Raw genomic sequence first — 24,280 nt, 5'->3', positions numbered from 1 at the left:
AACATCGTGATTTTCTTAATATTTCTGATAATATCTTTTCTTTCGGCGCTGCTGCCAAAAAGAAAGCATGCAATAATTTCAATATTGCTGATTGCCTGTGTCTTTCCAAGCAGCAACGCCTATAGTCAGATAATATCCTTACAGGGGGTTTATTTTTATGATGGGTTCACGATTGCTTATATCGTTCGGCTGTTTTTAGAGTTTGCGACAAGTGGACGATTGAAAATAAGAGCTCATCCATTTTCTATAGCAACATTGTTATTGCATTTTGTGTTTCTAGCGGCAGCTTTGATGTATGTAGATTTGGATAAATATTACATCAAAGATATAAGGCCTGTTCTTAACATCATTTTTCTTGTTGCTGTTCTGGATCTTTATAAAAAAACGGAGGATTTATTTGATGATAGCTTTAAGCAAAAAATGTTTGTTATTTCAGGTGCGGCAAGCTTCGTTAAACTTTTCTTCATAAGCTCTGGACTCTATGGGTTTCAAGATGAGTACTACGAAGAGAACTCTTTCCGATATCTTGATGCTTCCTCATATTATTGTGCCATTTACTTGATATCGTGTTTTGTAAGTTCTACATCAAAGTCCCGTTTGAAAATTATATCTATTCTATTCTCTGTAGCATCGGTGCTCCTTGCGAACTCTAGGTTTATCTTGCTAAGTTTGGGAATATCGGCGATTGGGAGTAATCTCAACAGGCCAAAAAGAGTCGCTTATGCTGCGTTAGCTGCGGTATTGCTTGCATTTTCCTTCTACCTCTTGAGTATTGAGCTTAATGCAACCCGTATTATTGATAATCTGTCCGCTGATCGTATAGCAGAACAATTGCTGATCCGGTTTGGACCAGCAGTTGAGCGTATAAATGAATTTTCAGGTCTAAACTATTTGTTTGGTCTGGGGGCGGGAACAACATTTGAAATCCCGTGGTTTGCTTATAGAGGTTTGGAAACTACACATTCCAATATTGATAGTGCTTACCTGACATATATTACTAAATATGGATTGGTTGGCTTTGTCTTGTTAGCGGGGTTTGCTTTTACAGCAATACCGTCATCAAAAATTTCAATTCCGGCTCGAATCTTTATTTTTAGTGTCTTCTTAGTGAGCGCGACACCATACCAGCCTTATTGCATCGGACTGATAGCTAGTTTTTTATGGGTAAATAAAAAATGAAATTCAAAGATTCATTCTTGGAAAGCGCACTGTTGAATCTTATTGCTTCTAGTTGTAATAAGTTTTTTATTTTTTTTGTAAGCTTTTTTTGTGCCTATGTTTTAACTTCAGAAGAGCACGGTGCTCTTTCTGTCTTTATCTTTCTTGTCTCAGTTATTTCTGGAATATTGACACAATCCATTACTGTGTCGGCTAACAAGATTCTATCGGTCAGCAATGGCGTTCTTGACGATAAATCGGTATCGGGATGCTTAAATCTTGTGGTTTTAGCTCTGTTGATCTGGTTTTGCGTATGCGCAGCAACGCTATATGATATTGAAGCGTCAATTGAATTTCTGACGGCCGGTACTGCTGATAAAGCAGAGATCTACATTCTTCTTTCATTGGTTCCGCTAAACATTGCCATAGGTGTAATTGCAGGCGTCCTTCAAGGACAGCAAGCATTTAAACTGTTGGCAATGGCAAACATTATACCTGTAGTGCTCCTTACCCCACTGTCTATGTATCTGATTACAAAAGATGGAATATTTGGTGCTATCCAGGGGTTGTTAATACACTCAATTACAACTGCATTGATACATGCCTTAATGTTTATTAAAAAGAATAAAGCATTAAATTACGTATCATTAAAGCTAGAGGGTGGAGAAGTCACCAGGAAAGTTTTCATACCGTTGCTTGTCACAAGTATGTTTGTTACGCCTGCTTACTGGTATTCAACAAAACTACTATCTGAGACTCCCAATGGACTGGCCCAGGCATCACTTTTTGCATTGGTGTGGCAATTTGGAATGATACTGACCCAAGTCATTATCTCGCTCGGTGGAGTCATTATGCCAAAGCTCTCTCAAACAAATATATCATATGAGAGAAACCCGCTTAATTATCTGCCCACAATGCTTGCTGCCTTTGTTTTTATCGTTCCAATCGTTCTTTCATTACGATTTTGGGGCGAATATGTGCTCGATGATTTTGCGCCGGACGACTATATGCAGTGTGCTTTGATGATTTCAGCTGCACTGTATATAAGTGCGTTCAAGAGTGGAATTGCACGCGTGATTGCGTTAAAAGGAAAGGGATGGATTAGTATAGTAAGTAATGCATTTTGGCTGGTTTCATTCTTAACGTTTCTTCAGTTAACCCCTGTGCTCTCGGCTGTATCGCTTTCGAAGTCAATTCTGTTGGCCCATATAACAAGCCTGGTATTGTTCCTGCCAGTTTTTTATTGGCACAGCCTAGTCTCTTTCTCTGTCATGTTTTCAAGATCGATACTGTTAATCACAGCCTGTTTCATGTCTAGCATGATTGTTGCCAATTATTCAAATTCAATGGCGTTGAATTTTTCCGTTCTTTCTGTTCTTTTTTTAGTTGTCATGTTTCCGTTTTTTAAAGAGAAGAAATTAATATGAAAAAAGTAAAATGTTATATCCGTGGTGCTTACGGGCCTGGGAATATAGGTGATGACATTTTAATGGTTTCTACTTATAAGTCGATGCGAAAGGTATTTGATAGCAAAGACATCTATATTGGTGTTGAGGATCCAGTACTTGGTAAATACATTTTGCCAGAAGCAAACTTCATCCATATCAAGAAGCCCTTCTCCGCAGATGTCGTTATACTTGGAGGAGGTGGACAGTTCTTTTCTTTCTTACCACCGGTCTCCAAGCCCAAAAGTGTACTATCCAAGGTTGTTACTATTATAAAGCGACAGTCCGGCTTGCTTGATACACTGACTCGCCTGCTGATGAAGGCGAGAGGCGCTTATGATAACCTCTATTTTGCACAACACGTTGCAGCTTATTGTATAGGTTTGGGGCCGTTTGAAAGCGAAGGAAAAAATCTTGATAGAACTAAAAAGATTCTGCCGTCGTTGAGTTATATTTCGGTTCGTGAATCGACCAGCGCCGCTTTGTATAAAAACTTCGTTCCAAATAGATCGGCCAACATTTTTACTGATCCTAGCTTTAATAGAAAACTTTGGATTAGCAAGAGTGAACAGCTTGCTCTAGAAAACAAAAACGTAATCGATGAGGACGGTTTTGTATCCTTCATTGTTCGTGACTGGCCACATAGCGAAAGGGGTCAAGCATGTCTTACGGCAATGTTTGATGCAGCTACCACCCTAAGAAACCAGGGACAAAAGGTTAGATTTATCTGCCTATATAAGGACAGGGATGAGCATCTTGTAGCCAGGGCGCCTGAATTCGAATGGGTTTTTTGGGAAGTTGATGGAACATCGCCAAGTACTTTCTTCTATAACCTTTGCCAAAGTTCAAAAGTAATTGTGAGCGCCAGAGCTCATGGCGTGATGCTCGCCGCCGCTTTCAATACGCCTACAATAGCAATTGAAATTGAACCAAAGCTAAAAGAAATACATAAAATGCTACCTACTGGAACTCGATTGGTGAGTGAGCCATCAGCAGACTCTATTTTGTCGGAAATAAGTGAATTCCCCAGTAGGCGAACAGTTCTTGAACAAAACCTCAAGAAAGAATATGAGACTTTAGAAGTGTTATCACAACGGTCTGAAAAGGATTTGCTTGACTGGATACGGAGCAATAGATAGTTACATGCGACATCTTAGGTCTGGATGGCTCGCTTTTATTGTATCGTTACAACCCGTATCGACAGTATTAGCACAAGAACCCTGTAACACAAAAGATGATCGGTTTGCATTGGATATAACTGACTATATAAGTGATACAGTAAGAGCCGACAGCAGTAATATTGATGTGGTTGAGCGTAAAAATAATAATAAGGCAATAAAAATTAGTTATCCTAAGGGAAGCTATGATCCAAAATCGATGCTGGAGCTAAAAAAACCAGTTGGCGGAATCAATGTAAGGGTCAATTTTGAACAAAGTTACGACTGTCTTTACCTGGATTACGATTTGAGATTCGCCAATGACTTCGACTTCGTTAACGGAGGTAAGCTTCCCGGTCTTTTCGGCGGAACTGGGAATACCGGTGGACGGATTCCAACGGGGTATGACGGCTTCAGTTCCAGATTTTTGTGGCTAGCGGCGGGTGCCGGCGCCGTTTATGCCTACCTCCCGACGAGTAAAGTGTGGGGAACTGCTCTGGGTGCGAATAGTTGGTCTTACAAAAGAGGGCAGTGGCATCATATAACACAGAAAGTTAGATTGAATTCAGTTGGCCAGTCTAATGGTATTCTGCAGGTGTGGCTTGACCATGAATTAGTTTATAGTAATCACGAAGTCACATACCGATATGATGACGGATTGTTAATAGATGGTATTCTTTTCTCTTCATTTTTTGGGGGTAATAAACCAAAGTTTGCAGCTGCGCAGGATACTTTTATCCAGGTTAGTAGCATTACCATAAGCGATCATCTCCTGGGCAAATAAAAGCATGAAAATTATCAAGCTGAATATTCAAAAAATTATTGTGAGCTTTTTTAATACTATATTAAGTTTGAGCTTATTTTTCTGCGTAAGAAGGTTTTTACTTCGCTGCTTTGGTATTTCCGTAGGTGAAAAAGCTACCATTCACCGCGGCGTCAAACTTTTCTGTCCTGGAAATCTCACAATTGGCAATCGGACTACAGTTAATTACCAGTGCTTTCTGGATGCTCGCGGGAAATTAGTTATTGGTAATAACGTGAACATTTCCCATTGTGTAAAAATATATACAATGGGCCACGATATTAATGACCCATTCTCTAAAACTGTCTCAAAGACCGTTGTGATAAAAGATAATGCCTGGATTTTTCCTAATGCATTGGTGATGCCTGGCGTAATTATAGGTGAAGGTGCTGTGGTTTATCCAGGTAGTGTTGTGACTAAAAGCCTGGATGCCTATACGATTTACGCCGGTAACCCAGCAAGGCCTGTAGGAAAAAGAAATTCAAACATAGCTTACTCAAGCGAATTTCCCATCTGGTACGGAATATAAGTTTATGAAAAAAATTATGGTTGCATGGGTCAAATACCAGCGAAGGGCTGATTGCATGCAGGAACATTGGGGATATGACCTCAGGCATATCCATACGTCTTTCGGTAGTTCTATAATCAGTAAACCACTGGACTACATCGTCAAAATTGTAAAAACGTTTGCGATTCTGTTCACTGAACGACCAGATCAGCTGTGGATACAATTGCCACCTAGTTTGCTGCTGCATATAGCTTTTATATACAAGTTTGTCTTTAAGAAAGATTGCGCGATTATTGCAGATTTACATAATAGTATGCTACGTGATAAGTGGATGAAATTTCCATTTGCTCGTGCATTGCTTAATAAGATGGATGTTGTTCTGGCGCATAACAAGGCAGTGAGTGAAGAGTTAAAAGCGCTCGGTATTAACGAGAATATAGTCCATGTTCTTGAGGATTACCCTTTTCAGTATGACTTGGACTCTGTATCCAAGCGAGACGATCAAAATGAAAAGTATATAATTTTTCCCTGCTCATTTGATATTGATGAGCCGATCGAAACTGTTCTAAAGGCGGCAAAGTTATCCGATATTAATTTCTATATAACCGGTAACTCAAAAAAATTCGTTAACTCGGATAATGTTGAAATACCGAAAAACGTATTTTTTACCAATTATCTGAGTAAACCGGAGTATGACGCTTTATTGCTCAATGCCACGATGGTTCTTGGTATGACGACAAGGCAGAATGTTCAGCTAAGTGTTGCAAATGAAGGTTTAAGTGCCTGTAAGCCATTGATACTTTCTAATACTACAACACTTAGGGATTTGTACTCTGACGCTGCTCAGCTTATAGATAATGATGATCCCGAAAGTTTAGCTGGAGCAATTCAAAAAGTCTTATCAGACCTGGACGGCATGGCTGAGCGTACCAAAACATTGATGCAACGGAGAACTGAGCGATGGAAAAGACAAGCTGCAACGATCATGTACCCGTGAGTAAGCATGTTTTGGTTATTTGTTCCGGTGGTGGGCACTGGGTTCAGATGAAGCGTATTCTGCCCGCTTTTGAAGGGCATCTCGTTTCAGTGGCGACAGTTGACTTGTCCTGTGCCGATAATGCTGGGTTTGATTTTTATTCTAAGAATAAAATACCAGACTTTAACAGAAAGAACTTACTTCCAACTCTACTTTTTGTCCCTAAATCTTTGTGGTTGGTAAGAAAGTTAAAGCCGACCCATGTTGTTTCAACCGGGGCTGCTCCTGGTATTATTACATTGGTAATAGCTCGCCTAATGGGATGTAAAACTTTGTGGGTCGACAGTATCGCGAATACTAAAAAACTGTCGCTTTCGGGTCGGCTTGCGTGTGTCACTGCGAATAAGGTGTTTACTCAATGGGAACACCTTAATGGCAAGCATGGAGCAACCTATGTGGGGAAGGTAATATAGATGATATTTTGTACTGTTGGGACTCAACTGCCTTTTGATCGACTTGTCGAATACCTCATTGAATGGCAGAAAGCGAAACAATACAAAGATATTGTTTTTCAGGTCGGTAGCTCTAATAAATTCTCCCCCGAAGACGGCTATCATAAAAACATTAGCGAGCCTTATTTTAGTGGTCATTTCGATCAGGCTGACATTATAGTTTCCCATGCGGGTATGGGTAACATAATACGGGCCTTGGATCTGAATAAGGCGATTATTGTTGTGCCCAGACAGTCATCTTTAAATGAGCATATAAACAATCATCAAATGGATACCGTTGATTCACTAAGCGGCCTGCCTAATTTGTTTTGCGCCAGTAACTATGCTGAATTTTGTGATGCAATGGATCAGGCAGAAAAATACAATCCTGTTGATGTTTCGAATAATGAAAACTTACAGGGCTTAATAAAAGCAGTGGCTGATTTTGTTGGTTGATAGTGCATAATTAATCTTGTGTAAATTTACATTTGATATGGTGATTGTCAACTGACGTCAGCTGACGTGTAGTGTCATTTTTTGATACACCAGCTCCTTGTATAATTGAGCCAATACCCAGAGTAGTCAAGTTATTTTGATGCGGGTTCATAATGTTTATCAAGAAATAGAAGTGGCCTGTGTTCAATGTCCGGGGTTTTAAGCTCAGAGCCAGATTCTATTTTTATCGTGAAGATTATGGCTTCGGACATCCAGGGATATTTAATTAATCATTAAGGATTTATGCAATGAAACCAGTAATTATGGCTGGCGGATCAGGTTCGCGCCTGTGGCCCCTTTCTCGTGCGCTTTATCCTAAACAGTTTCTGCCGTTAGCCTCTGATCAGACCATGCTGCAGGACACGCTGGCGCGGATAGATGGGCTCTGTGACGCCGCGCCGATTCTGATCTGCAATGAAGAGCATCGTTTTATTGTGGCCGAACAGTTACGTGCGCAGAGCATTACCGCATCGATACTGCTGGAGCCGGTTGGACGCAATACTGCGCCTGCCATCGCTCTGGCGGCGATGGATGCGCTTGCACAGGGGGAAGACCCATTGTTGCTGGTGCTGGCTGCCGACCATGTAATTCAGGATACAGAAGGGTTTCAACGGGCCGTGCGGGCGGCAGCGCCACTTGCAGAGCAGGGCAAGCTGGTCACTTTTGGTATTGTTGCCACCGGCCCTGAAACCGGTTACGGCTATATCCGCCGTGGCATGCCACTGGAGAGTCTCGCGCTGCAAGCGTCGAACGATGGCGGTCATGATAGTTCCGCGGCTTCGTTACAATCGTACGTGGTCGATCGCTTTGTCGAGAAACCGGATTTGTCGACGGCTGAAACATACGTCGCCAGTGGCGAGTATTACTGGAACAGTGGCATGTTCCTGTTTCGCGCTAGTTGTTATCTCGATGCATTGCGCGAATTTCGGCCCGATATTCATGTCGCCTGTTCCAGCGCGATGGCTGGCACACGCCAGGATATGGACTTTGTGCGCGTGGATAAAGCGGCTTTTGTCGCCTGCCCGGATGAGTCTATCGACTATGCGGTGATGGAGCCGCTGTGCAGCGGAGAAGATACCGTTGTAGTCATGCCGCTGGATGCGGGCTGGAGCGATGTCGGCTCCTGGTCGTCGCTCTGGGAGGTGAATGCCAAGGATGAACAGGGCAATGTCAATCACGGCGATGTCATGACGCATGACACCAGCGACTGCCTTATCCATGCCAGTCACAAGCTGGTGACAACGGTGGGCTTGCAGGACATGGTAATTGTCGAAACGAAGGATGCTGTGCTGGTCGCCGCCAAAGACCGAGTGCAGGATGTAAAACACCTGGTGAACCGACTCAAGCTTGAAGGGCGAAGTGAGTACAAACTTCACCGTGAGGTCTACCGTCCCTGGGGCAAGTACGATTCCATCGACAATGGCCAGCGTTACCAGGTCAAATGTATTACCGTAAAGCCCGGCGAGAAACTGTCTATTCAGATGCACCATCATCGCGCCGAGCATTGGGTGGTGGTTTCCGGTACGGCAAAGGTACGCTGTGGTGACAACGAGCAATTGCTGACCGAGAACCAGTCTGTTTACATTCCCGTCGGTGTGGTGCATTCGCTGGAAAACCCCGGCAAGATTCCGCTTGAACTGATCGAGGTGCAGTCCGGCTCCTATCTCGCAGAGGACGATATCGTAAGGTTCGAGGACCTGTACGGGCGGGCTTGAAAGGCGAGAACATGAGAAAAGCTGTAGGCATTGAGGCATGATACGCGTGCTGTCTCGCGCCTACGGCTGACTTCCCCTTCGAAAATTTCTGACTTGCTGGATGCTAAGGCATGAATATTAGAGCTGTGCTTTTTGCTGGCCTCTGTATGGCATTGGCATATGGGCTGTTCCGGCAGGCACCACCACCGGAATTGTTTGAGCAGTCGGACAAGGCTATGCACCTGCTGGCGTTTTTCGCACTGACCTTCAGCGGATGCCTGGCGCTGCCATCTTGGTCTGGTGTTCGTTTCTGGAGCCTGTTTCTGCTGCTGGGGCCGGTACTGGAAGTCGCGCAGCACTGGTTTCAGCCGCAGCGCATCTTCAGTCTGGAGGATGCGCTGGCCAACATCGCTGGAACCTTGCTCGCTGGCGCGCTTTGGTGGTTGTGGTGCCGTGGCCGGGCCGTGGCAGCCTGAGGCTGTTGCTTCAGGTCGCAACTACCTCGCTGCCTTGACGACGGCGCCGGCGGGACGGCTTGCGGTGATGATTCGCCAGTACTGCGACCGCTGCCATTACCACGAAGGTTGCCGCATTAGCGGGGATCTGCAAATTGAAGTCGGTGGCTGAGTGAATCATCAGCGCCAGCAATCCCATTGCTGCGCCGAAGCCCACTCCGCTGCGATACCAGGACTGGCTTCGCCACAGTGCCCTGAGGGCTTGGTAAAACGCGAGCGCGACGAATAGCGCGAGCGGCAGTAATCCGATCAGTCCAAATTCGATTGCAAACTGCAGGTAGTCGTTGTGGGCATGGTCGAAATGCAGCCGGATATCAGGGCCGGGGTAGCGCTGGAAACTGGACTCGAAAGCCCCCGCGCCGATACCGGTCACCGGATGTTTCTGCAGCAGCGGTAGCGCGTAGCCCATGATGTCATCACGCTGTTCGTTCGCACTCGCGACCACCTCGCCATCGACCACCTGGTCCTCAAATTGTGTCTCCAGCAGTCGGTCCTTGAGCTTTTCAAGACCGAAATACTGGCTAATCACCAACACGTCGATTAAGACCAGGCTGGTAATGATCAGGCTGTTGCGAAGTCGATGCTCCCGGTTGATCAGGGTGAAGAGAGCGCCGACGATCATCAGGCTGGCAAAGAAGGCGGCATTGCCCATTCGGGAATGCGTCATTACAAGCGCGATGACCATGATCACCAGCGCGAGGCGCAGGCGGGTCTTGGGTCCTTCCAGCAGCTCGAGGATATAGCGCCAGCGAAACGGGCGGCCATCACGCAGTGCCAGCAGCAGGCCGATGCCGCAGGCAAGCGTCATCTCAAGGTAACCTGCAAGGTGATTGCGGTTGACGTAGGTGCCGGTGGCATTGCCGAGATAGGCGTCCTTGCTGCTTGTCAGCAGCCATTCAATGCCGGACAGGGTCATCAGGGTGCCATAAAAAGCCTGCATCGTACCGCTGACTACCAGCACACTGAGTAACAGCGTGAGACGCCGGCGGGTATTGAACAGCCCCACGATCAGGATGAAGAGCAATGTGTAGGCACAGCCCAGCATCAGGTATTGCACGCTTGCGCCGACATCCTGGCTGAGGCCCAGCAGGATTTGCAGTGCTACCCATAACTGGGGGACGGCGAGCAGTGCGACCATCGGCCAGGCCTGGCGGCATATTGGGGTATCGACCGGCGCCGCACGCCATTTGGAGATACAGAAAAGGCCGCATAGCAGAGCGCTGACCAGTACCAGAAAACCGGCGGACCAGTCCCGGTTGCTGCCCAGCGGTATCGGCAGCCAGAGCAGCAGCAAGAGCGTGGCTGCAATCAGGCAGTTATCGAGTAGTGTACGTTTTCGATTCATAACTATATCCGGTGTATGTTGAGAATGCCGGCAACCTGAATCATAAATAAACCGGTCCGCGGATGCTAGCGAGCTTTTAATTAACGGGATGTTAATGCTCAAGTGTCGCGTTATGGATACAAATAGATTTGGTTAAATATAAAATTCACTTATTGTGCGTCGCAGCATCTTATATTTTGAAATAAAAATGCCTTTTATTTGGCGGAATATGTATCGATTACTGCCAAATAAAGAGCTATCTATGTCCGTAACCCCGTTCTTATATTAACCGTCATTCTTTGGCGACAATACTCGGTACTCAGTCGTAGTTGGTGCCACAGGGCCTGGTCTCGACAGGCTCTCCAGTCGCTCAGGTGAGACAGAATACAGCAAAAATCATGACTATTTCATCTTAAAATCATAGCTTTACAGCTGAATGGCCCTTGTTCTTATCCAGTTGGATCGGCTGCCAGAATACGCTGATCCGTCAGTCCCCCACCTGTATGCGGTGCTCATTATGCTGCAGGATATTTCTTGGATGAGTGGAATTATTCAGTTAGTGCTCAGCTTTTTTATTCTCGATTTATAGACTGTTGCCTGTCAGGGACGCTACTTAATAGCGACAGATTTTCCGAATTTTCAGTTAATTATTTTTTGCATCGCAGCGATGCATGTAATCATTTTAAAAGGTGAATTTATTTGGCAGTATATATAGGCTTCTTAGCGTTCATAGAGGTTCGGTAAGGCTTGCTGGCTGTAGCCCATCGGCTTTTTTGTGCGACTGAAAAGTATCCACATATTCGCGGATAGCTCTGTTGTCTGGTCTATGTACTTCAATCATCAACCCACGAGGAAGTTAATATGCGCAAAGCGTTAACTGCTCTGGTCATGGCTGGCGCTCTGGCGTCGACCCTGACCACCACTGCTGCTTCTGCAGCACCGTCTGATAAAGCCGTGATGGCAACCAGCATGTCCGATACCACACCTGGCGAAGGTAACGGTAATGGTCAGGGTGCCAACAATGGTAACGGCTGGGGAGTAGGCGGTACTCCCCCGGCCAGCCCGCACTAAGCGGCGCTGACCGCCGGGTCGGCGCATGCCGGCCCGGCATTTACCCCAACTTGATGATTTTGAGCCATGCCCCTGAACATGAACCCGATGCCTGTTAACCTGCGACAGCGGCACTTGCTGGTCGCAGCCCTGGTCATTCTGCCGGTACAGGTTCTCGCCGGTAACCCGGCTGATATCCGTCTGGGTGGAATGTCGCTCACGCCGACTCTGCGCCTGACCGAGGCCTACGACGACAATTTTCGCGAGACCGCCGCACCAAATGAGGCATCCAGCTGGATCACCACCATCGAGCCGGCGTTTGAACTCGCGGCGGAGGACCGGCTGAACATCTATCGTCTGCGCTATGCGCTGGAATCCGACATCTATCACTCCAGCCATGGCAACGACAATACCGATCACCATCTGGACGCCAATGCGCATTTGGAATTCAGCAGTCGCCACCGCCTTGACCTGAATGCCGGCTACGACCGGGTGGAAAGCGCCGCCGATGCCACGTCGCTGGCGGAAAACGACAAGTACCACACCAGCAACGTTGGTGCCGTCTATGGCCTGGGTATCGAGTCCGCGACGATGCAGCTCGAGCTGGCCGTGGACCAGGAACGCAAGCGCTATGATAACCGCGGCACGCTGAACCAGGACAAGGACCGGGATACTCGCAGCCTGGGCGCCACGGCGTTCTACCGGCTTGCGCCCAAGACCCGCGCGCTGTTTGAAGTCAGCTTGACCGAATTCGACTATGTCAGGCTCAGATCTGTTGACAGCAGCACCCTCAGGTCGCTCGACAGCGTCAACCACTCCTATTTTGCTGGCCTGGCTTTTGATGCCACCGCCAAGACCTCCGGTACCTTGAAGATCGGCCACGAGAAAAAGGATTTCGATGCTCCAGGAGAGCGCGACCCCAGCCTCACCGCCTGGCATGCGGACCTGACATGGAAACCTCGCACCTACTCTGCGTTCCGGCTGACCGCACGCCACGGCATCAACGAAGGTAGTAACGAGGAGCAGTTCATCGAGAACCGAACGGCGGGTCTGGCATGGAGCCACAAATGGAGTTCCTTCTTCTCGAGCGACCTGGGCTATGTCAGGTCAAAAATGAATTACGACAACGCGGCCAACCGCGAGGACATCACCGACAGTTATCGTGTCGGACTCACCTGGGATGTTCGCCGCTGGCTGTCGCTGGAACTCGGCTACCGCTATCGCGAGCGCGACTCGAATGTCGCGCTGGAAAACTTCGAACGCAGCCTGTATTCGGCCGGTTTGAAGCTAAGTTTATGATTAATAATCTTTTTTGATCGAAATGGGGCGCTGGCTCCGTACCGTTTTCTGATAACTGCGATTTAGGAGAACCACATGATTGCGCGTTACCTGTCGGGCGTCTGGCTGTTGGCCGGCCTGTTTCTGCTAAGCGCTACGACCTGGGCGGCCGACGACGACCAGTACAGGCTCGGGTCCGGCGATGTCATCAGTATCAACGTCTTCGGCGAAGGCGACCTGAGTCTGGACGAGGTTCGCCTCAATGATGCGGGCAAGTTCTCCTATCCGTTTTTCGGCGAAATCGATGCGATGGGCAAGACCGCCGCGCAGCTGGAACACATGCTCGTCAGCGGTCTGAAAGGCGACTACCTGGTCGATCCCCGGATTTCGGTGCGCATCCTGGAGTACCGCGATTTCTTCGTCAACGGCGAGGTCAAGAGCCCCGGCGGCTACCCGTTCAAACCGGGTCTGACGCTGCGCAAGGCGATCGCCCTGGCCGGCGGATTCACTGAGCGTGCTTCCAAGAGCAAGTTCAGTGTTATTCGGGACGGCAACCGCACACCGCAGGAGAGGGCGCTCGACACCCTGATCATGCCGGGCGATATCATCACTATTGAACAGAGCTTCTTCTGATTATGGAAAACCAACTGATTCCGCAACAGCCTGCGTTTCCCGACCGGCTTGGCGAGCGGCAACCGGAACGTATTCGGGATGATGAACTCGACCTGCTGCGTCTCTGGCAGCCAATCTGGCGCCGCAAGTGGAGCATCGCCACCCTGATGCTGGTGGTGATGATGCTCGCGACGCTGGTGGCCCTGGCCATGACCCCTGTGTACCGTGCTGCCTCGACCCTGATGATCGAGGAGAAAGCCGCCCAGGTATTGTCGATTCAGCAGGTCTATGGTCTGGACGGCAACAGTAGCGGGTATCTGCAGACACAGTTCGAGCTGCTTAAATCCCGCGAACTGGCCGAGCGGGTCGTGCACGAACTCAGTCTTAACACCCATCCGGAGTTCGACCCGCGCCAGCAATCAGCCTCCTTGATCGATATCAGGGGCTTGCTCGACTTCAATGCCTGGTTGCCCTTTACCACGCCAGAGGACGTTGCCGAAGTCGATCCTGAGCTGGCCGAAGCGCAGGCTTTCAGGGCCGCGGTCGACACCTTCATGAAGCGCACGACTATCACGCCGGTTCCCAAGACCCAACTGGTCAAGGTCCAGATTGAGATGGCCGATGCGTCGACCGCCGCCCGGGCAGCTAACGCTCTGGCCCGCACCTATATCGACAGCCAGATGGAAGCCAAGCTGGAGATGACCAACAATGCCACCCGCTGGATAAACGAGCGGCTGGAGACGCTGAAGGTCAGTCTGCAAGAGTCTGAACGGCAGTTGCAGGCATTCCGGGACCAGGAGAATCTGGTCGACCTTCAGGGGGGGGTGACCACCGTGAGTGCCGGTGAGCTGTCCCGTACTAGCGATCGCCTGGTCGATACCCGCCGCGACCGTGATGCGGCAGAAAGCCAGTACCGGCAGGTCGCCGAGTTGAAGGGCGGCGGCTGGCAAAGGCTGACCGCAGCACCGGCCGTGATGAGCAACCCGCTGGTGCAGCAGTTCAAGGCGCAGGAAGCGCAGGCGCTGTCTAAAGTCCAGGAGCTGTCCAACCGCTACGGGCCCAAGCACCCCAGCATGATAGCTGCCCGCTCCGAGTTGAATACCGCCACGGCCAGCCTGAAATCGCAGGTGGAGCAGGTGGTCGCGAGTATCGAACGGGCCTACCAGCTCGCGGTCGCCAACGAAGATGCACTGCAGTCGTCGTTCGAACTTAACAAGGACGAGATTCAGGCGATCACCCGCAAGGAGTTCAAGCTGCGTGAACTGCAGCGTGAGGTCGATAGCAACCAGGCGTTGTACAACACCTTTCTCAACCGCCTGAAGGAAACCTCCGCCACCGCTGACCTGCAGAGCGCCAACGCCCGTATCGTCGACAGGGCCGTACGACCCGAGGTGCCGGTCAAGCCGAACCGCAAACTGATCGTCATCGCGGCGGGCTTGCTGGCACTCATGGCCGGCGTCGGCCTCGCCCTGCTGCTGGAAATGCTCAACAACACCTTCAAAAGCACCGAGGAGATCGAGGAGCAGCTTAACCTGCCGGTACTCGGCATCTTGCCGCTGCTCAAGGACAAGCTACGCAAGGATGTCGCCCAGATGTTCGGGCGCGGCGGCGAGACGGATCGAGCCTTCCTTGAGGCCATCCGTACGCTGCGCACCGGCGTGGTGCTGTCGGGGCTCAACAAGGAGCAGAAGGTGCTGCTGGTCACCTCGTCGATCCCCGGCGAGGGCAAGAGCTCCGTCGCCGCCAACTTGGCGCAGGCACTTGGCCAGATGGAGAAGGTGCTGCTGATCGACGCCGACATGCGCCGTCCCACCGCCGCGAAAAACTTTGAGCTGCCGGTCGGCACGCCCGGCCTCGCCAACCTGATTGCCGGTATCGCGAAACTGGAAGACTGTATATATCCGCTGGACGGAGTTGACCTGATCAGCGCCGGCACCGTGCCGCCGAACCCGCTGGAACTGCTGTCCTCCAAGCGCTTCGCCGAAACGCTGGAAGTGCTGGGCAGCAAGTACGATCACATCATTATCGACTCGCCGCCGATGCAGGCCGTGAGCGATGCGCTGATGCTGTCAGCGCTGGCAAGCTCGGTCATCTATGTGGTCAAGGCCGAGTCCACCTCGGTGCAGCTGGTACGCGACGGTATCGGTCGACTGCTGCAGAACCGGGCGCCGGTCTCGGGTGTCGTGCTGAACCAGGTCGACATCGAAAAGGCAAAGAAAAATGGTTACAGCCACGGTGCGTACTACGACTACGGCTACAGCAGCGACCAGCCGGCCTGAGGAGGTGTCCATGATAGACCTGCACAACCACCTGCTCCCGGGCATCGATGACGGCGCCCCCGACGTTGAGGCCTCGCTGGAACTGGCGCGCATGGCCGTTGTGGAAGGCATCACGCATATGGTCTGCACGCCCCACATCCATCCCGGGCGTTATGACAATACGCCGCAGTCCATTGCGGCGGCGCTGCAACAGTTCCGTGAGGCGTTGGCAAGCGCCGGCATCGAACTGCAGGTGGCCGCAGCGGCTGAAGTGCGCTTCGGGCTGGAATTGATGACCGGCGTTGCCGAGGACAGGATCCCGTTCCTCGGTCAATGGGAAGGCAGCAAGGTGATGCTGCTGGAGTTCCCCCATGGCGAGATCCCCTTTGGCGCCGAGCGCCTGACGCAGTGGCTGAAGGGCCGCGGTGTCCTGCCGATGATCGCCCACCCCGAACGCAACAAGGGCATCATGCGCCAGCCGTCGCGGCTCAGGCCGTTCCTTGAGCAGGGTTGCCTGCTGCAGGTGACGGCATCATCCCTGACGGGCCATTTCGGCGAGCAGGCCGCGGAGATCGCCACCGACCTGCTACTGCAGGGTCATGTCACCATTCTGGCGACCGATGCCCACAACCGCGACCGCCGTCCTCCCTGTCTGCGTAACGCCGTCAAGGCTGCTGAGCAGCTGATCGGCGCCCAGCGTGCCGCAGAGCTGGTGAGCCTAAACCCCTGGAAAATCGCGCTGGACCACTTCGATCGATGAACACTGCTACAAACCGACAAATACCGCCACGCCTGCGCCAGCTCGGGCTTGGCATCTTGCTGTGCTGCAGCTTGGCACTGGCCGTCGTCGGCCTGCGGCTGCTGATTGCGGGTGTTGCCGCCCACCAGGCGGAGCGCTTTGTCGAGGACTGGGAGCGGCAGGGCGTGCTGCCTTCGCTGCAGGCCTGGGATATTGCCGAGGCCGCCGCACAGCGGGCGGTGGCCTTCTATCCCGGCGCCAACGGGGACTACTACGCGCGGCTCGGCAAGGTCTACGCATGGAAGCACCAGCAGCTCGATTTCGGCGATGCAGAGGCTGAGCCTTCCCGGCTGCAGGCGCGGGATGCTTACCGGCTCGCCATCGCGGCCCGTCCGGACTGGCCCGACACCTGGGTGCAGCTGGCCTTCGTCAAGCTGCACCTGCTGGAGTTCGACGAAGAATTCGACCGGGCCCTGGCGCGCGGCTTCGAGAACGGCCCCTGGCGCATGACGATCAATCGCGGACTTGCCAAAGTAGGGCTCATCGCCTGGCCGCAGCTTGAGCCTGAACAGCGCCGGCAGATTCTGGAATCGGCACGGCGTACCGTCGAATACAGCCAGGCCCAGACCCGGTCGCTGTTCAATCTGGCCGATCGTATCGGGCAGACCCCGCTGCTCTGCGGCGCTCTGCCTGACGAGTTGAAATTCAGCCGCGGCGTTTGCGTGCCGGCCTCTGCCGCTGAAGGTCCACCCTGGCCATCCAGGGTCTGGACCGGCGTACTGCATAGCAGCTAGCCACGGTTGTGCAGGCAGACTGTAATGCGGGCAACGGCAGCTGGACATACAGTCCAGCGTCCGGCCTGGAACTGGGCCCTGTTGCAGCGACGCGCATGTTTTGTGGTGAGGGCTCGATCGATCACCGCTTTCTGCGTGACCTTTCCCATGTTCGCTCTGTTGTAATGCGTGACGGGCGAATTTATCTCGCGACCTTCGCCGACGGCTCAATTCTGGAGTTTTTGCCGCTGGACGCAGAGCGCGTTCAGTCGAGCTTTGACTGCGCTCGGGCGCGTGGCAGCGTGCAGGCGCTGGTCTGTTCCGATAGCGCGCTGGCGCGGCTAGATCTAAGAATGGATGAGCTCTATCGCAAGGCTCTGAACCAGTTTGAGCCGAGTGAGGTTCCCTCTCTGCAAGCGATGCAGCGCGGATGGATCAAGGGCAGGGGCGATTGCTGGAAAGCGCAGGCGCTACCTGAGTGTGTGTGTACCGAGTATGACCAGCGCATCACAGAACTGGAGGTCAAGACCGGCGATGTGCTGGTGCCCGCCGCCGTGACTTATACCTGTGACGACGGACGTCGCCTTGCAGCGTACTTCGACAACAATACCCGGCTGCCTTCACTGATGCTCAATGACGGCGAGGATCAGATGCTGCTTTACCGCAAAGCGTCCGGTAGCGGTGCCCGTTTTACGGGGCGAAATGTCGAGTTCTGGGACAGGGACTCAGGCGCGTTACTCCAGGGCCCAGGGCGGTATGCTGCAGTGCGAGGCGTTGTGACCGGCTCCAGGGGGCTGGCCCGGTACTGACAAAACGAAGCAACAGGCCCCGGTGGGCGCTGATTCGTACTGATCATGCGTTTTGAGGCATCGGTAATGCCCAGTGTCGGGGTTGATCAATACCTTGCTGTAACAACAGCAAAGCGCGAGCGACCGATCGGTGGTTGAAGTTGCCGGGTTTCAAGGCGATGGATCGCGTTGAGGCGCGAAACAGTTGCGATAACCATCGTCCATCGCCGTTGAAGGACTGATTGCGAAGGCGTGCTCGATCAGGTGGCCGAAAGCGGGGGTCCATTTATATCGCGGCAGTACAGGATTGCATATCGACAGGCCCGTCGATATGAAAACGCACCTTGATGGTGCGTAAATGTTTTGAGTTAGGCGCTAACGGGCGGTTATCTGCGTCGATCTTTAATTTTTTACCTGCAAGCTGTGGTCTGTCATTTTCTTACCGGATTATGGCCTTATAATGCTGCGCGTTTTGCACGCCAACGTGAGCAGAGTAGACATACATGATTAACCAAGACGACCCATCCAGACACACTCGGTATCCTGTTGCCCGGTTAAGCGGTGATTTCCATTACCGTATCGAGGGTGACCGCGCACGGCTTGGCGCCGATGTGACCATTCTCGACCCGCAATCGTTGGGCCAGCAGCGTTGTCTGCTGCAGCTTTGGGCCTGCCACTCACGCTTTGATGGCGGTACGTTGCAGGGAATCAAGGTCGCTGAATGTCCAATCGATATTCAGGACACGACTGTTTCTGTCGCCGAGCAAAGCACGCTGGCCCTGCCGCCAGCCGGGCAGGAAGATTATGCCATCGTCCTGACGCTTGTGGCCGTGGACGGCAGTGGTGCGGTACAGCTGCATGATTACGTCAATTTCGATAACCGCCAGGCGTTCACCCAGCCAATGCTGCTGGGCGAGGTTGAGTGCGAACTGGCTTCGGCTCATGTGGACTTGAGGGTTGAGCGCATTCTCAATCCGCGTGCCGCCAGCAACCTGTCCGGCTCGCTGACGCTGGAACTCTGGGCGTTGCACGAGCCCTACCGGGGGGGCGCATTCAGCGGCACCCTGCTGGCCACCACCACGCAGCTGGGTACGCTGTGTGGCGGCTTCGAGTGGCTGCAAAACCGTTTCAACCTGGACTTGATGGCGGTACCGGCTGGCGATGCATACCTGGTGCTGATGTTGCGCGAGTGGAGTGAAGCCGGGCGCCTGACCCGCGACTACCGTGTCCTGCCCAGGTCTGTTGGCGAGACTCCGATACCGGCTGATCCTGTGGAGGAGGGTCCGTGCGAGCTGGAAGCTGAGCCTGAACAGGCGCCGCTCGCGGAAGCGCCGATCGAAGCTGAGCCGAAGTCGTGCGAACCGGTCCAGTTACCACCTCTGGAGTCGGTGCCCCACTTGCCCGCGTGCCAGGCAGTTGAGATCCCTTTAGCTGGGGCGCCCGTGGATGCTCCCCACAAAGCGCCCGCCAAGGAGCCCGTCGAAGCGTCTTCGGCCGTCAGCCTGGTGTCGATCAATCGCGCCAGTGCCCGGGAGCTTGAGAAGGTGAAGTTTCTCTCGGCGCGTCTGGCAAGGGCCATCATCCTGGAGCGTCCTTTCGGCAGTCTGGACGCGCTGATCCAGGTGCGCGGTATCGGCAGAGTGACCCTGGAGCGTATTCGTCCTTTTCTTTGTATCTGAATTCGGTTGGCCGGTTGCGTCCGGTGTGTCAGGCAGGCATGTTGGACAAAACGAATGTTCAGGGAGGGTGGTATGCAGCAGTGGGTGGAAAAGATCGCGCAGCGGATGCTGGAGCGCAACTGGATGCTCGCAACGGCGGAGTCCTGTACCGGCGGCTGGGTGGCGCAGGCGCTGACGGCACTGGCCGGCAGCTCAGATTGGTTTGATGGCGGTTTTGTCACCTATTCCAATGCCGCCAAGGCGCGCATGCTGGGCGTGTCCTCTGAGTTGATCGAGCAGGAAGGCGCGGTAAGCGAGGCGGTGGTGCGGGCCATGGCCGAAGGCGCGCGACGCCAGAGCGGTGTGCAGCTGGCCGTATCGGTCAGCGGCATTGCAGGACCTGGCGGTGGCAGCGAGCTCAAGCCCGTGGGTACTGTCTGGTTTGCCTGGGCCTGTGAGGGTCAGCCGACCCGGGCGCAGTGCCATCTGTTGGCAGGTGATCGTGAGGCAGTGCGGCGTCAGGCGGTGGAGATTGCCTTGCAAGGCCTCTTGGGCATGCTGGAGCGAAGCTAGTCCGTTGTCGGTGCCTATCGTATAAAAAGCACTCAAATAGGTTGCATTCCGAAAGCGATCTGGAATAATACTGTCCAAACATACAGTATCCGGTCAGGCGCCAGAGTGCTGTATTCGATTAAGCGCAAGGGGTTGAAAATGGACGCGAACAGAAAGAAAGCACTCGACGCGGCACTGGGTCAGATTGAACGGCAATTCGGCAAAGGCGCGGTTATGCGCATGGGCGATCAGCCGCGCGAAGCCATTCCAGCGGTGTCCACCGGCTCCCTCGGCCTGGATATCGCGCTGGGCATTGGCGGCCTGCCCTACGGGCGTATCGTTGAAATCTATGGCCCGGAATCGTCGGGTAAAACCACGCTGACCCTGCAGGCCATTGCCGAGGCGCAACGCGCTGGCAAAACCTGTGCCTTTATCGATGCCGAGCATGCGCTGGACCCGATCTATGCCGAAAAGCTGGGCGTGGATGTCGACGCTCTGCTGGTGTCTCAGCCGGATACCGGCGAGCAGGCGCTGGAGATTGCCGACATGCTGGTGCGTTCCGCTGCCGTTGACGTGATCGTGGTCGACTCCGTTGCAGCCCTGACCCCCAAGGCTGAAATCGAAGGCGAGATGGGTGATTCCCACGTGGGTCTGCAGGCGCGCCTGATGTCCCAGGCGCTGCGCAAGCTGACCGGCAACATCAAGAACACCAACTGCCTGATGATTTTCATCAACCAGATCCGCATGAAGATCGGTGTCATGTTCGGTTCACCCGAAACCACCACAGGCGGTAACGCGTTGAAGTTCTACGCTTCGGTGCGTCTGGATATTCGTCGCATTGGTGCGGTGAAACAGGGTGATGAAGTCACCGGTAACGAAACCCGCGTCAAGGTCGTCAAGAACAAGGTGGCACCGCCGTTCCGTCAGGCCGAGTTCCAGATTCTTTACGGTCAGGGCATCTATCGCATGGGCGAAGTGATCGACCTGGGTGTGCAGCAGGGGCTGGTGGACAAGTCCGGCGCCTGGTATGCCTACAAGGGTGACAAGATCGGCCAGGGCAAGGCCAACGCGGCCAAGTACCTTGAGCAGCATCCCGAGATTGCGACCGAAATAGAAAACGCCATTCGTGAAAAGCTGCTGGTCAAGCCCAAGCCCAGGGAAGCCGCTGACGACAAGGCCAGTGAAACCGAAGAACTGCAGTTCTGACGCGGTTCGACTGAATATCTGAAAAAAGGCTCCCGAGGGAGCCTTTTTTGTTGCCTGCGTAGCGCCCACATGGTGCCGTACCAGGCTAGCGCGACCAGGCCGCGGATTACGCCGGAATGTTGGCGCCGAAAATACCGCATGCCATTCGGCATACCACGGGGGCGGGGTGCGGCGGCCTGTTGCCCACCAGATGGGTGACCCGCTGCGCACTACCGGTGCGGTTATCGGGGCTCGCCCGCGAGGGCCGCAATCCGATTGAATATGTCGACAGTACCCATCTGTCCGCCTTTGAGGATCATGGGGAGTTCGTTCAAGTTAGGTATGTAACTGTGGGCCCGAATCAGGGGGACTCCGCGCTCGAAATCCCCGATAAAGGACAGGCAGTCAATGTCCATTGTCTGAACGGCAATACTCGATGTGTCGCCGCCAGCAATGGCCAGCAAACCGATGGCAGATTGGCTCACTATGGCATCCAGCAGCGTGCCGGTCGCCAGTGCCAACTCGCGACCACTTAACAGGTGTCCGGTATTGGCAGAGAGATAGAGCAGCAGGTTGCTGCCCATTGCCAGAATGTCAGCCCCTTGTCGAATAATGCGGTCACGCTCTGGGGCGTGGATCAGGTCCGAAGGCTCAAGCTCTAGCTTTACATAGTCCAATGCGGCCTCAACCTGTTGTGAGGTTAGCGTCGACCGGCTGCCTGCAAATGCGAGAACGGGGCCCTTTATAAGGCTGTCGTGTGGCCCGTGCCTTTGCGGGTCGATTGTCCCCGGGCAGAGCGGAGACAATGCTTGCGCCACGCTGCTGGATCCAACACTCAAGATGCGACAGGTATCGCTAAGTGTCTGTAGTGCCAGGCCTATGACCTGGAGGTCCTCGTCCGCACTCACGTCAAACAGGGTGCGGGTTTCGCCGTCTGCGATTCGACAACGGAGTTCTGCCGCCAATTCCGTGGCGCCGCGTCTGTAGGAGGTAATGTCGACCAGCCCCGTTTCTAACCAGCCCTGTTGCCGAAAATGCAGGCGCAGGTCGGACTCCTGCATTGGCGTGATCGGATGGGTCCGCATGACTGGGTGGCGGTCGATACGGTGAATCACGCCGTTGCTGTCCGCGGCAAACAAATGTCCGAATATGCAGTAGCGCCCCAGGGAGGGCTGGCCGCCGATAACCGCGGTCCAGTCTGCTTCGATTTGCTGCGAATAGGCATCGGCTGTCGCGCATAGATTGCCGATATCCGGTGAGCTATCGAATGTTGAACAGACTTTTAGGTGATGAAACCGGCCGCCAATTCGGGCCAGGTTCGCTCCCATGTGGTTCATCTCGCCTACCGCGGCTTGCTGTGACATCGATCGCAGCGAACTCGCGATACCGACGGCATCGAGCGTCTGGATGTCGGGATTGGCAGCGAGGTCTTCCGAGCGCAGGTAGAGTCTTGACGTCAGGCCGTTGCGGGTCAGCGTGGCGAGAGTGTCGGATGCACCGGTAAAATCATCCGCACAAAAAACGAAGTCTGGCATTGGTGAAATTCCTAGGCCTTGCCTTCATAGAATGACAGTGCGCCCGCGAGTTCGGCATGGCGGGTTGCATGTTTTTCCAGAGCCTCGCCGGCAACCACGGCGTCCCAGGCCTGCTGCAGGCTGCGGACCCCGGCCTGCGGGCCGCCCGGGTGTGCCAGAATGCCGCCGCCGGCCAAAAACATGAAATCCGACGAGCCCACCGCGTTGACAGTGGCCGGCAGGGTCCCGGCCCACTGACCGGAGGAAAACACCGGCAATACACAGTCATTCGCCGGGCCATCCGGTGACAGTGGCCGGGCACAAAGGCGTGCCGCTTCGGTCACCTCGGCATCGCTGTCGGAAAACTTTCCACCCATGCCATGGACGTGCATGTGATCCAGGCCAGTCAGTCGATAAAGTGCCTGGTAGGCAGGAAAGGCGATACCCAGTGCCGGGTGGCGGGCCCAGCCACCATAGCCATTGCGGTGCCCATGCAGAATCAGTGGGGTTGATCCCCGCAAGGTCTGCATGGCCGATAATCCGACCCAGTTCATGCTGACCATCGCGCAGGCTCCGCTTTCCTGTTCGATCAGGTCGGCGTGCCGGCGCATGGCGTCGGTTTCATCGGTAATATTGAACGCCATCATCACGTCGCGACCGGTACGGTCGCGGTAACGGCGAACCCGCTCCATGACGGCGGGTATGCGCTTGTCCAGCGGAGCACAGGCTGGGTTGGCACAGACTTCGTCATCCTTGATGAAATCCACGCCGGATTCGCAAAGCAGTTCGACAAGGTCGGCAATCTCATCCACTTGCATGCCAATGTTTGGCTTGATGATCGTGCCGAAAAAGGGGCGCCCCTGCAGGTTCAGTCGGGCGCGGGTTCCTGCAATGCCGGCCTGGGGCAGCGAATAGCGGGCACGGTAGGGCGCGGGCAGCTGAATATCCAGCAGCTTGAGTCCTGTCACTTCCCCGAGGTCATAGAGGTTGCCAGACACGGTTGCGGCCAGCGTTGCCAGATTCACGCCGATATTGTCGGCAGGGAAGCCGATGCGCACCCTTGCCCTGCGATACGGGCCACCAATACCGCGGGCCTCGAGGAAGGCGCTGTGCAGACTGGGGCTCGCAACGGGCTCGAGTTCCTCGACTGCAAGAATGCGGGCCGCGGCGCGTTCGCGCAGCTCATCCGTTTCGGATGCCAGGCGCACGAAGGTACCACTGCTTTGCTCACCGGCGATGACCTGGGCAATTTTCTGCGGGTCGAGCGGGGTTTCGATCAGGTACTCGGCTTCTATCAATTGCACGGTT

23 protein-coding genes are annotated in these 24,280 nt (G+C 53.3%); 20 read left to right on the top strand and 3 right to left on the bottom strand.

All coding sequences use genetic code 11. The features are described 5' to 3' along the window. Positions 1-6: 6 nt before the first annotated feature. The 10 genes from F451_RS0113365 to F451_RS25565 all read left to right on the top strand — a co-directional run bounded on the left by F451_RS0113365 (position 7) and on the right by F451_RS25565 (position 9,202). Positions 7-1,179, top strand: coding sequence for a DUF6369 family protein (locus F451_RS0113365; protein WP_020681882.1), 1,173 nt, complete (start codon positions 7-9; stop codon positions 1,177-1,179). Beyond that, entirely contained in the window at positions 1,176-2,585 is a 1,410-nt protein-coding gene (locus F451_RS0113360; RefSeq protein WP_020681881.1) for an MATE family efflux transporter, read from the top strand. The genes F451_RS0113365 and F451_RS0113360 overlap by 4 nt, the downstream gene beginning before the upstream one ends. Further along, positions 2,582-3,742, top strand: coding sequence for a polysaccharide pyruvyl transferase family protein (locus F451_RS0113355; RefSeq protein WP_020681880.1), 1,161 nt, complete (start codon positions 2,582-2,584; stop codon positions 3,740-3,742). The genes F451_RS0113360 and F451_RS0113355 overlap by 4 nt, the downstream gene beginning before the upstream one ends. A 109-nt stretch (positions 3,743-3,851) precedes the next feature. Further along, on the top strand, positions 3,852-4,544 hold the full coding sequence (locus F451_RS0113350) for a polysaccharide lyase (protein ID WP_156826477.1): 693 nt from the start codon (positions 3,852-3,854) through the stop codon (positions 4,542-4,544). Positions 4,545-4,548: 4 nt separating this feature from the next. Next, positions 4,549-5,091: an acyltransferase gene (locus tag F451_RS27260; RefSeq protein ID WP_083928432.1), complete on the top strand. Its 543-nt coding sequence runs from the start codon at positions 4,549-4,551 to the stop codon at positions 5,089-5,091. A 4-nt stretch (positions 5,092-5,095) separates the two neighbouring features. Further along, positions 5,096-6,067: a glycosyltransferase gene (locus F451_RS0113345; protein ID WP_020681878.1), complete on the top strand. Its 972-nt coding sequence runs from the start codon at positions 5,096-5,098 to the stop codon at positions 6,065-6,067. Next, positions 6,031-6,519: a glycosyltransferase family protein gene (locus F451_RS27255; RefSeq protein ID WP_083928431.1), complete on the top strand. Its 489-nt coding sequence runs from the start codon at positions 6,031-6,033 to the stop codon at positions 6,517-6,519. Before F451_RS0113345 ends, F451_RS27255 begins: the two co-directional genes overlap by 37 nt. After that, the gene (locus tag F451_RS0113340; protein WP_020681877.1) at positions 6,520-6,993 is read left to right on the top strand and encodes a glycosyltransferase; all 474 of its coding nucleotides are present in this window, start codon (positions 6,520-6,522) and stop codon (positions 6,991-6,993) included. 287 nt (positions 6,994-7,280) lie between these two features. After that, a complete protein-coding gene (locus F451_RS0113335) occupies positions 7,281-8,747 on the top strand; it encodes a mannose-1-phosphate guanylyltransferase/mannose-6-phosphate isomerase (protein WP_020681876.1) in 1,467 nt (488 codons plus the stop codon). Between the two features lie 146 nt (positions 8,748-8,893). Further along, entirely contained in the window at positions 8,894-9,202 is a 309-nt protein-coding gene (locus F451_RS25565; protein WP_020681875.1) for a VanZ family protein, read from the top strand. A gap of 10 nt (positions 9,203-9,212) precedes the next feature. On the opposite strand, the gene F451_RS0113325 is transcribed toward F451_RS25565, so the two are convergent. After that, complete coding sequence (locus F451_RS0113325) at positions 9,213-10,586, bottom strand: O-antigen ligase family protein (protein ID WP_020681874.1); 1,374 nt, start codon at positions 10,584-10,586, stop codon at positions 9,213-9,215. Positions 10,587-11,426: 840 nt separating this feature from the next. Between F451_RS0113325 and F451_RS0113315 the strand changes: the two genes are divergently transcribed. The 10 genes from F451_RS0113315 (at position 11,427) to recA (ending at position 21,479) form a co-directional block, all read left to right on the top strand. Further along, a complete protein-coding gene (locus F451_RS0113315; RefSeq protein ID WP_020681872.1) occupies positions 11,427-11,636 on the top strand; it encodes a hypothetical protein in 210 nt (69 codons plus the stop codon). 66 nt (positions 11,637-11,702) lie between these two features. Continuing rightward, positions 11,703-12,914 (top strand): outer membrane beta-barrel protein, encoded by a 1,212-nt coding sequence (locus tag F451_RS25560; RefSeq protein ID WP_020681871.1) that lies wholly within the window; start codon positions 11,703-11,705, stop codon positions 12,912-12,914. A gap of 75 nt (positions 12,915-12,989) precedes the next feature. After that, positions 12,990-13,526: a polysaccharide biosynthesis/export family protein gene (locus F451_RS0113305; RefSeq protein ID WP_020681870.1), complete on the top strand. Its 537-nt coding sequence runs from the start codon at positions 12,990-12,992 to the stop codon at positions 13,524-13,526. A 2-nt stretch (positions 13,527-13,528) separates the two neighbouring features. Continuing rightward, positions 13,529-15,784, top strand: coding sequence for a GumC family protein (locus F451_RS0113300; RefSeq protein ID WP_020681869.1), 2,256 nt, complete (start codon positions 13,529-13,531; stop codon positions 15,782-15,784). Positions 15,785-15,794: 10 nt separating this feature from the next. Further along, positions 15,795-16,523, top strand: coding sequence for a tyrosine-protein phosphatase (locus tag F451_RS0113295; RefSeq protein WP_020681868.1), 729 nt, complete (start codon positions 15,795-15,797; stop codon positions 16,521-16,523). Next, positions 16,520-17,296, top strand: coding sequence for a hypothetical protein (locus F451_RS26750; RefSeq protein WP_020681867.1), 777 nt, complete (start codon positions 16,520-16,522; stop codon positions 17,294-17,296). The genes F451_RS0113295 and F451_RS26750 overlap by 4 nt, the downstream gene beginning before the upstream one ends. Before the next feature lie 8 nt (positions 17,297-17,304). After that, positions 17,305-18,084 carry an MliC family protein gene (locus tag F451_RS25550; protein WP_083928430.1) on the top strand — a complete coding sequence of 260 codons (780 nt, stop codon included), beginning with the start codon at positions 17,305-17,307 and terminating at the stop codon, positions 18,082-18,084. A 482-nt stretch (positions 18,085-18,566) separates the two neighbouring features. Then, the gene (locus F451_RS25545) at positions 18,567-19,742 is read left to right on the top strand and encodes a ComEA family DNA-binding protein (RefSeq protein WP_083928429.1); all 1,176 of its coding nucleotides are present in this window, start codon (positions 18,567-18,569) and stop codon (positions 19,740-19,742) included. 72 nt (positions 19,743-19,814) lie between these two features. Next, positions 19,815-20,294 (top strand): CinA family protein, encoded by a 480-nt coding sequence (locus F451_RS0113275; protein WP_020681864.1) that lies wholly within the window; start codon positions 19,815-19,817, stop codon positions 20,292-20,294. Between the two features lie 138 nt (positions 20,295-20,432). Then, on the top strand, positions 20,433-21,479 hold the full coding sequence (gene recA / locus F451_RS0113270) for a recombinase RecA (protein ID WP_020681863.1): 1,047 nt from the start codon (positions 20,433-20,435) through the stop codon (positions 21,477-21,479). A gap of 221 nt (positions 21,480-21,700) precedes the next feature. Here recA and F451_RS25540 read toward each other — a convergent pair whose 3' ends face one another. Then, positions 21,701-22,993 carry a four-carbon acid sugar kinase family protein gene (locus tag F451_RS25540; protein ID WP_020681862.1) on the bottom strand — a complete coding sequence of 431 codons (1,293 nt, stop codon included), beginning with the start codon at positions 22,991-22,993 and terminating at the stop codon, positions 21,701-21,703. Between the two features lie 11 nt (positions 22,994-23,004). After that, positions 23,005-24,276, bottom strand: a complete 1,272-nt coding sequence (locus F451_RS0113260; protein WP_026291746.1) for a ribulose-bisphosphate carboxylase large subunit family protein — start codon at positions 24,274-24,276, stop codon at positions 23,005-23,007. Positions 24,277-24,280 lie beyond the last annotated feature (4 nt).

The organism is Marinobacterium rhizophilum DSM 18822 (genome assembly GCF_000378045.1).
Lineage (GTDB): Bacteria > Pseudomonadota > Gammaproteobacteria > Pseudomonadales > Balneatricaceae > Marinobacterium_A > Marinobacterium_A rhizophilum.
The sequence above is the reverse complement of the archived record's forward strand: the minus strand, read 5'-3'. Positions and strand labels throughout refer to the sequence as shown.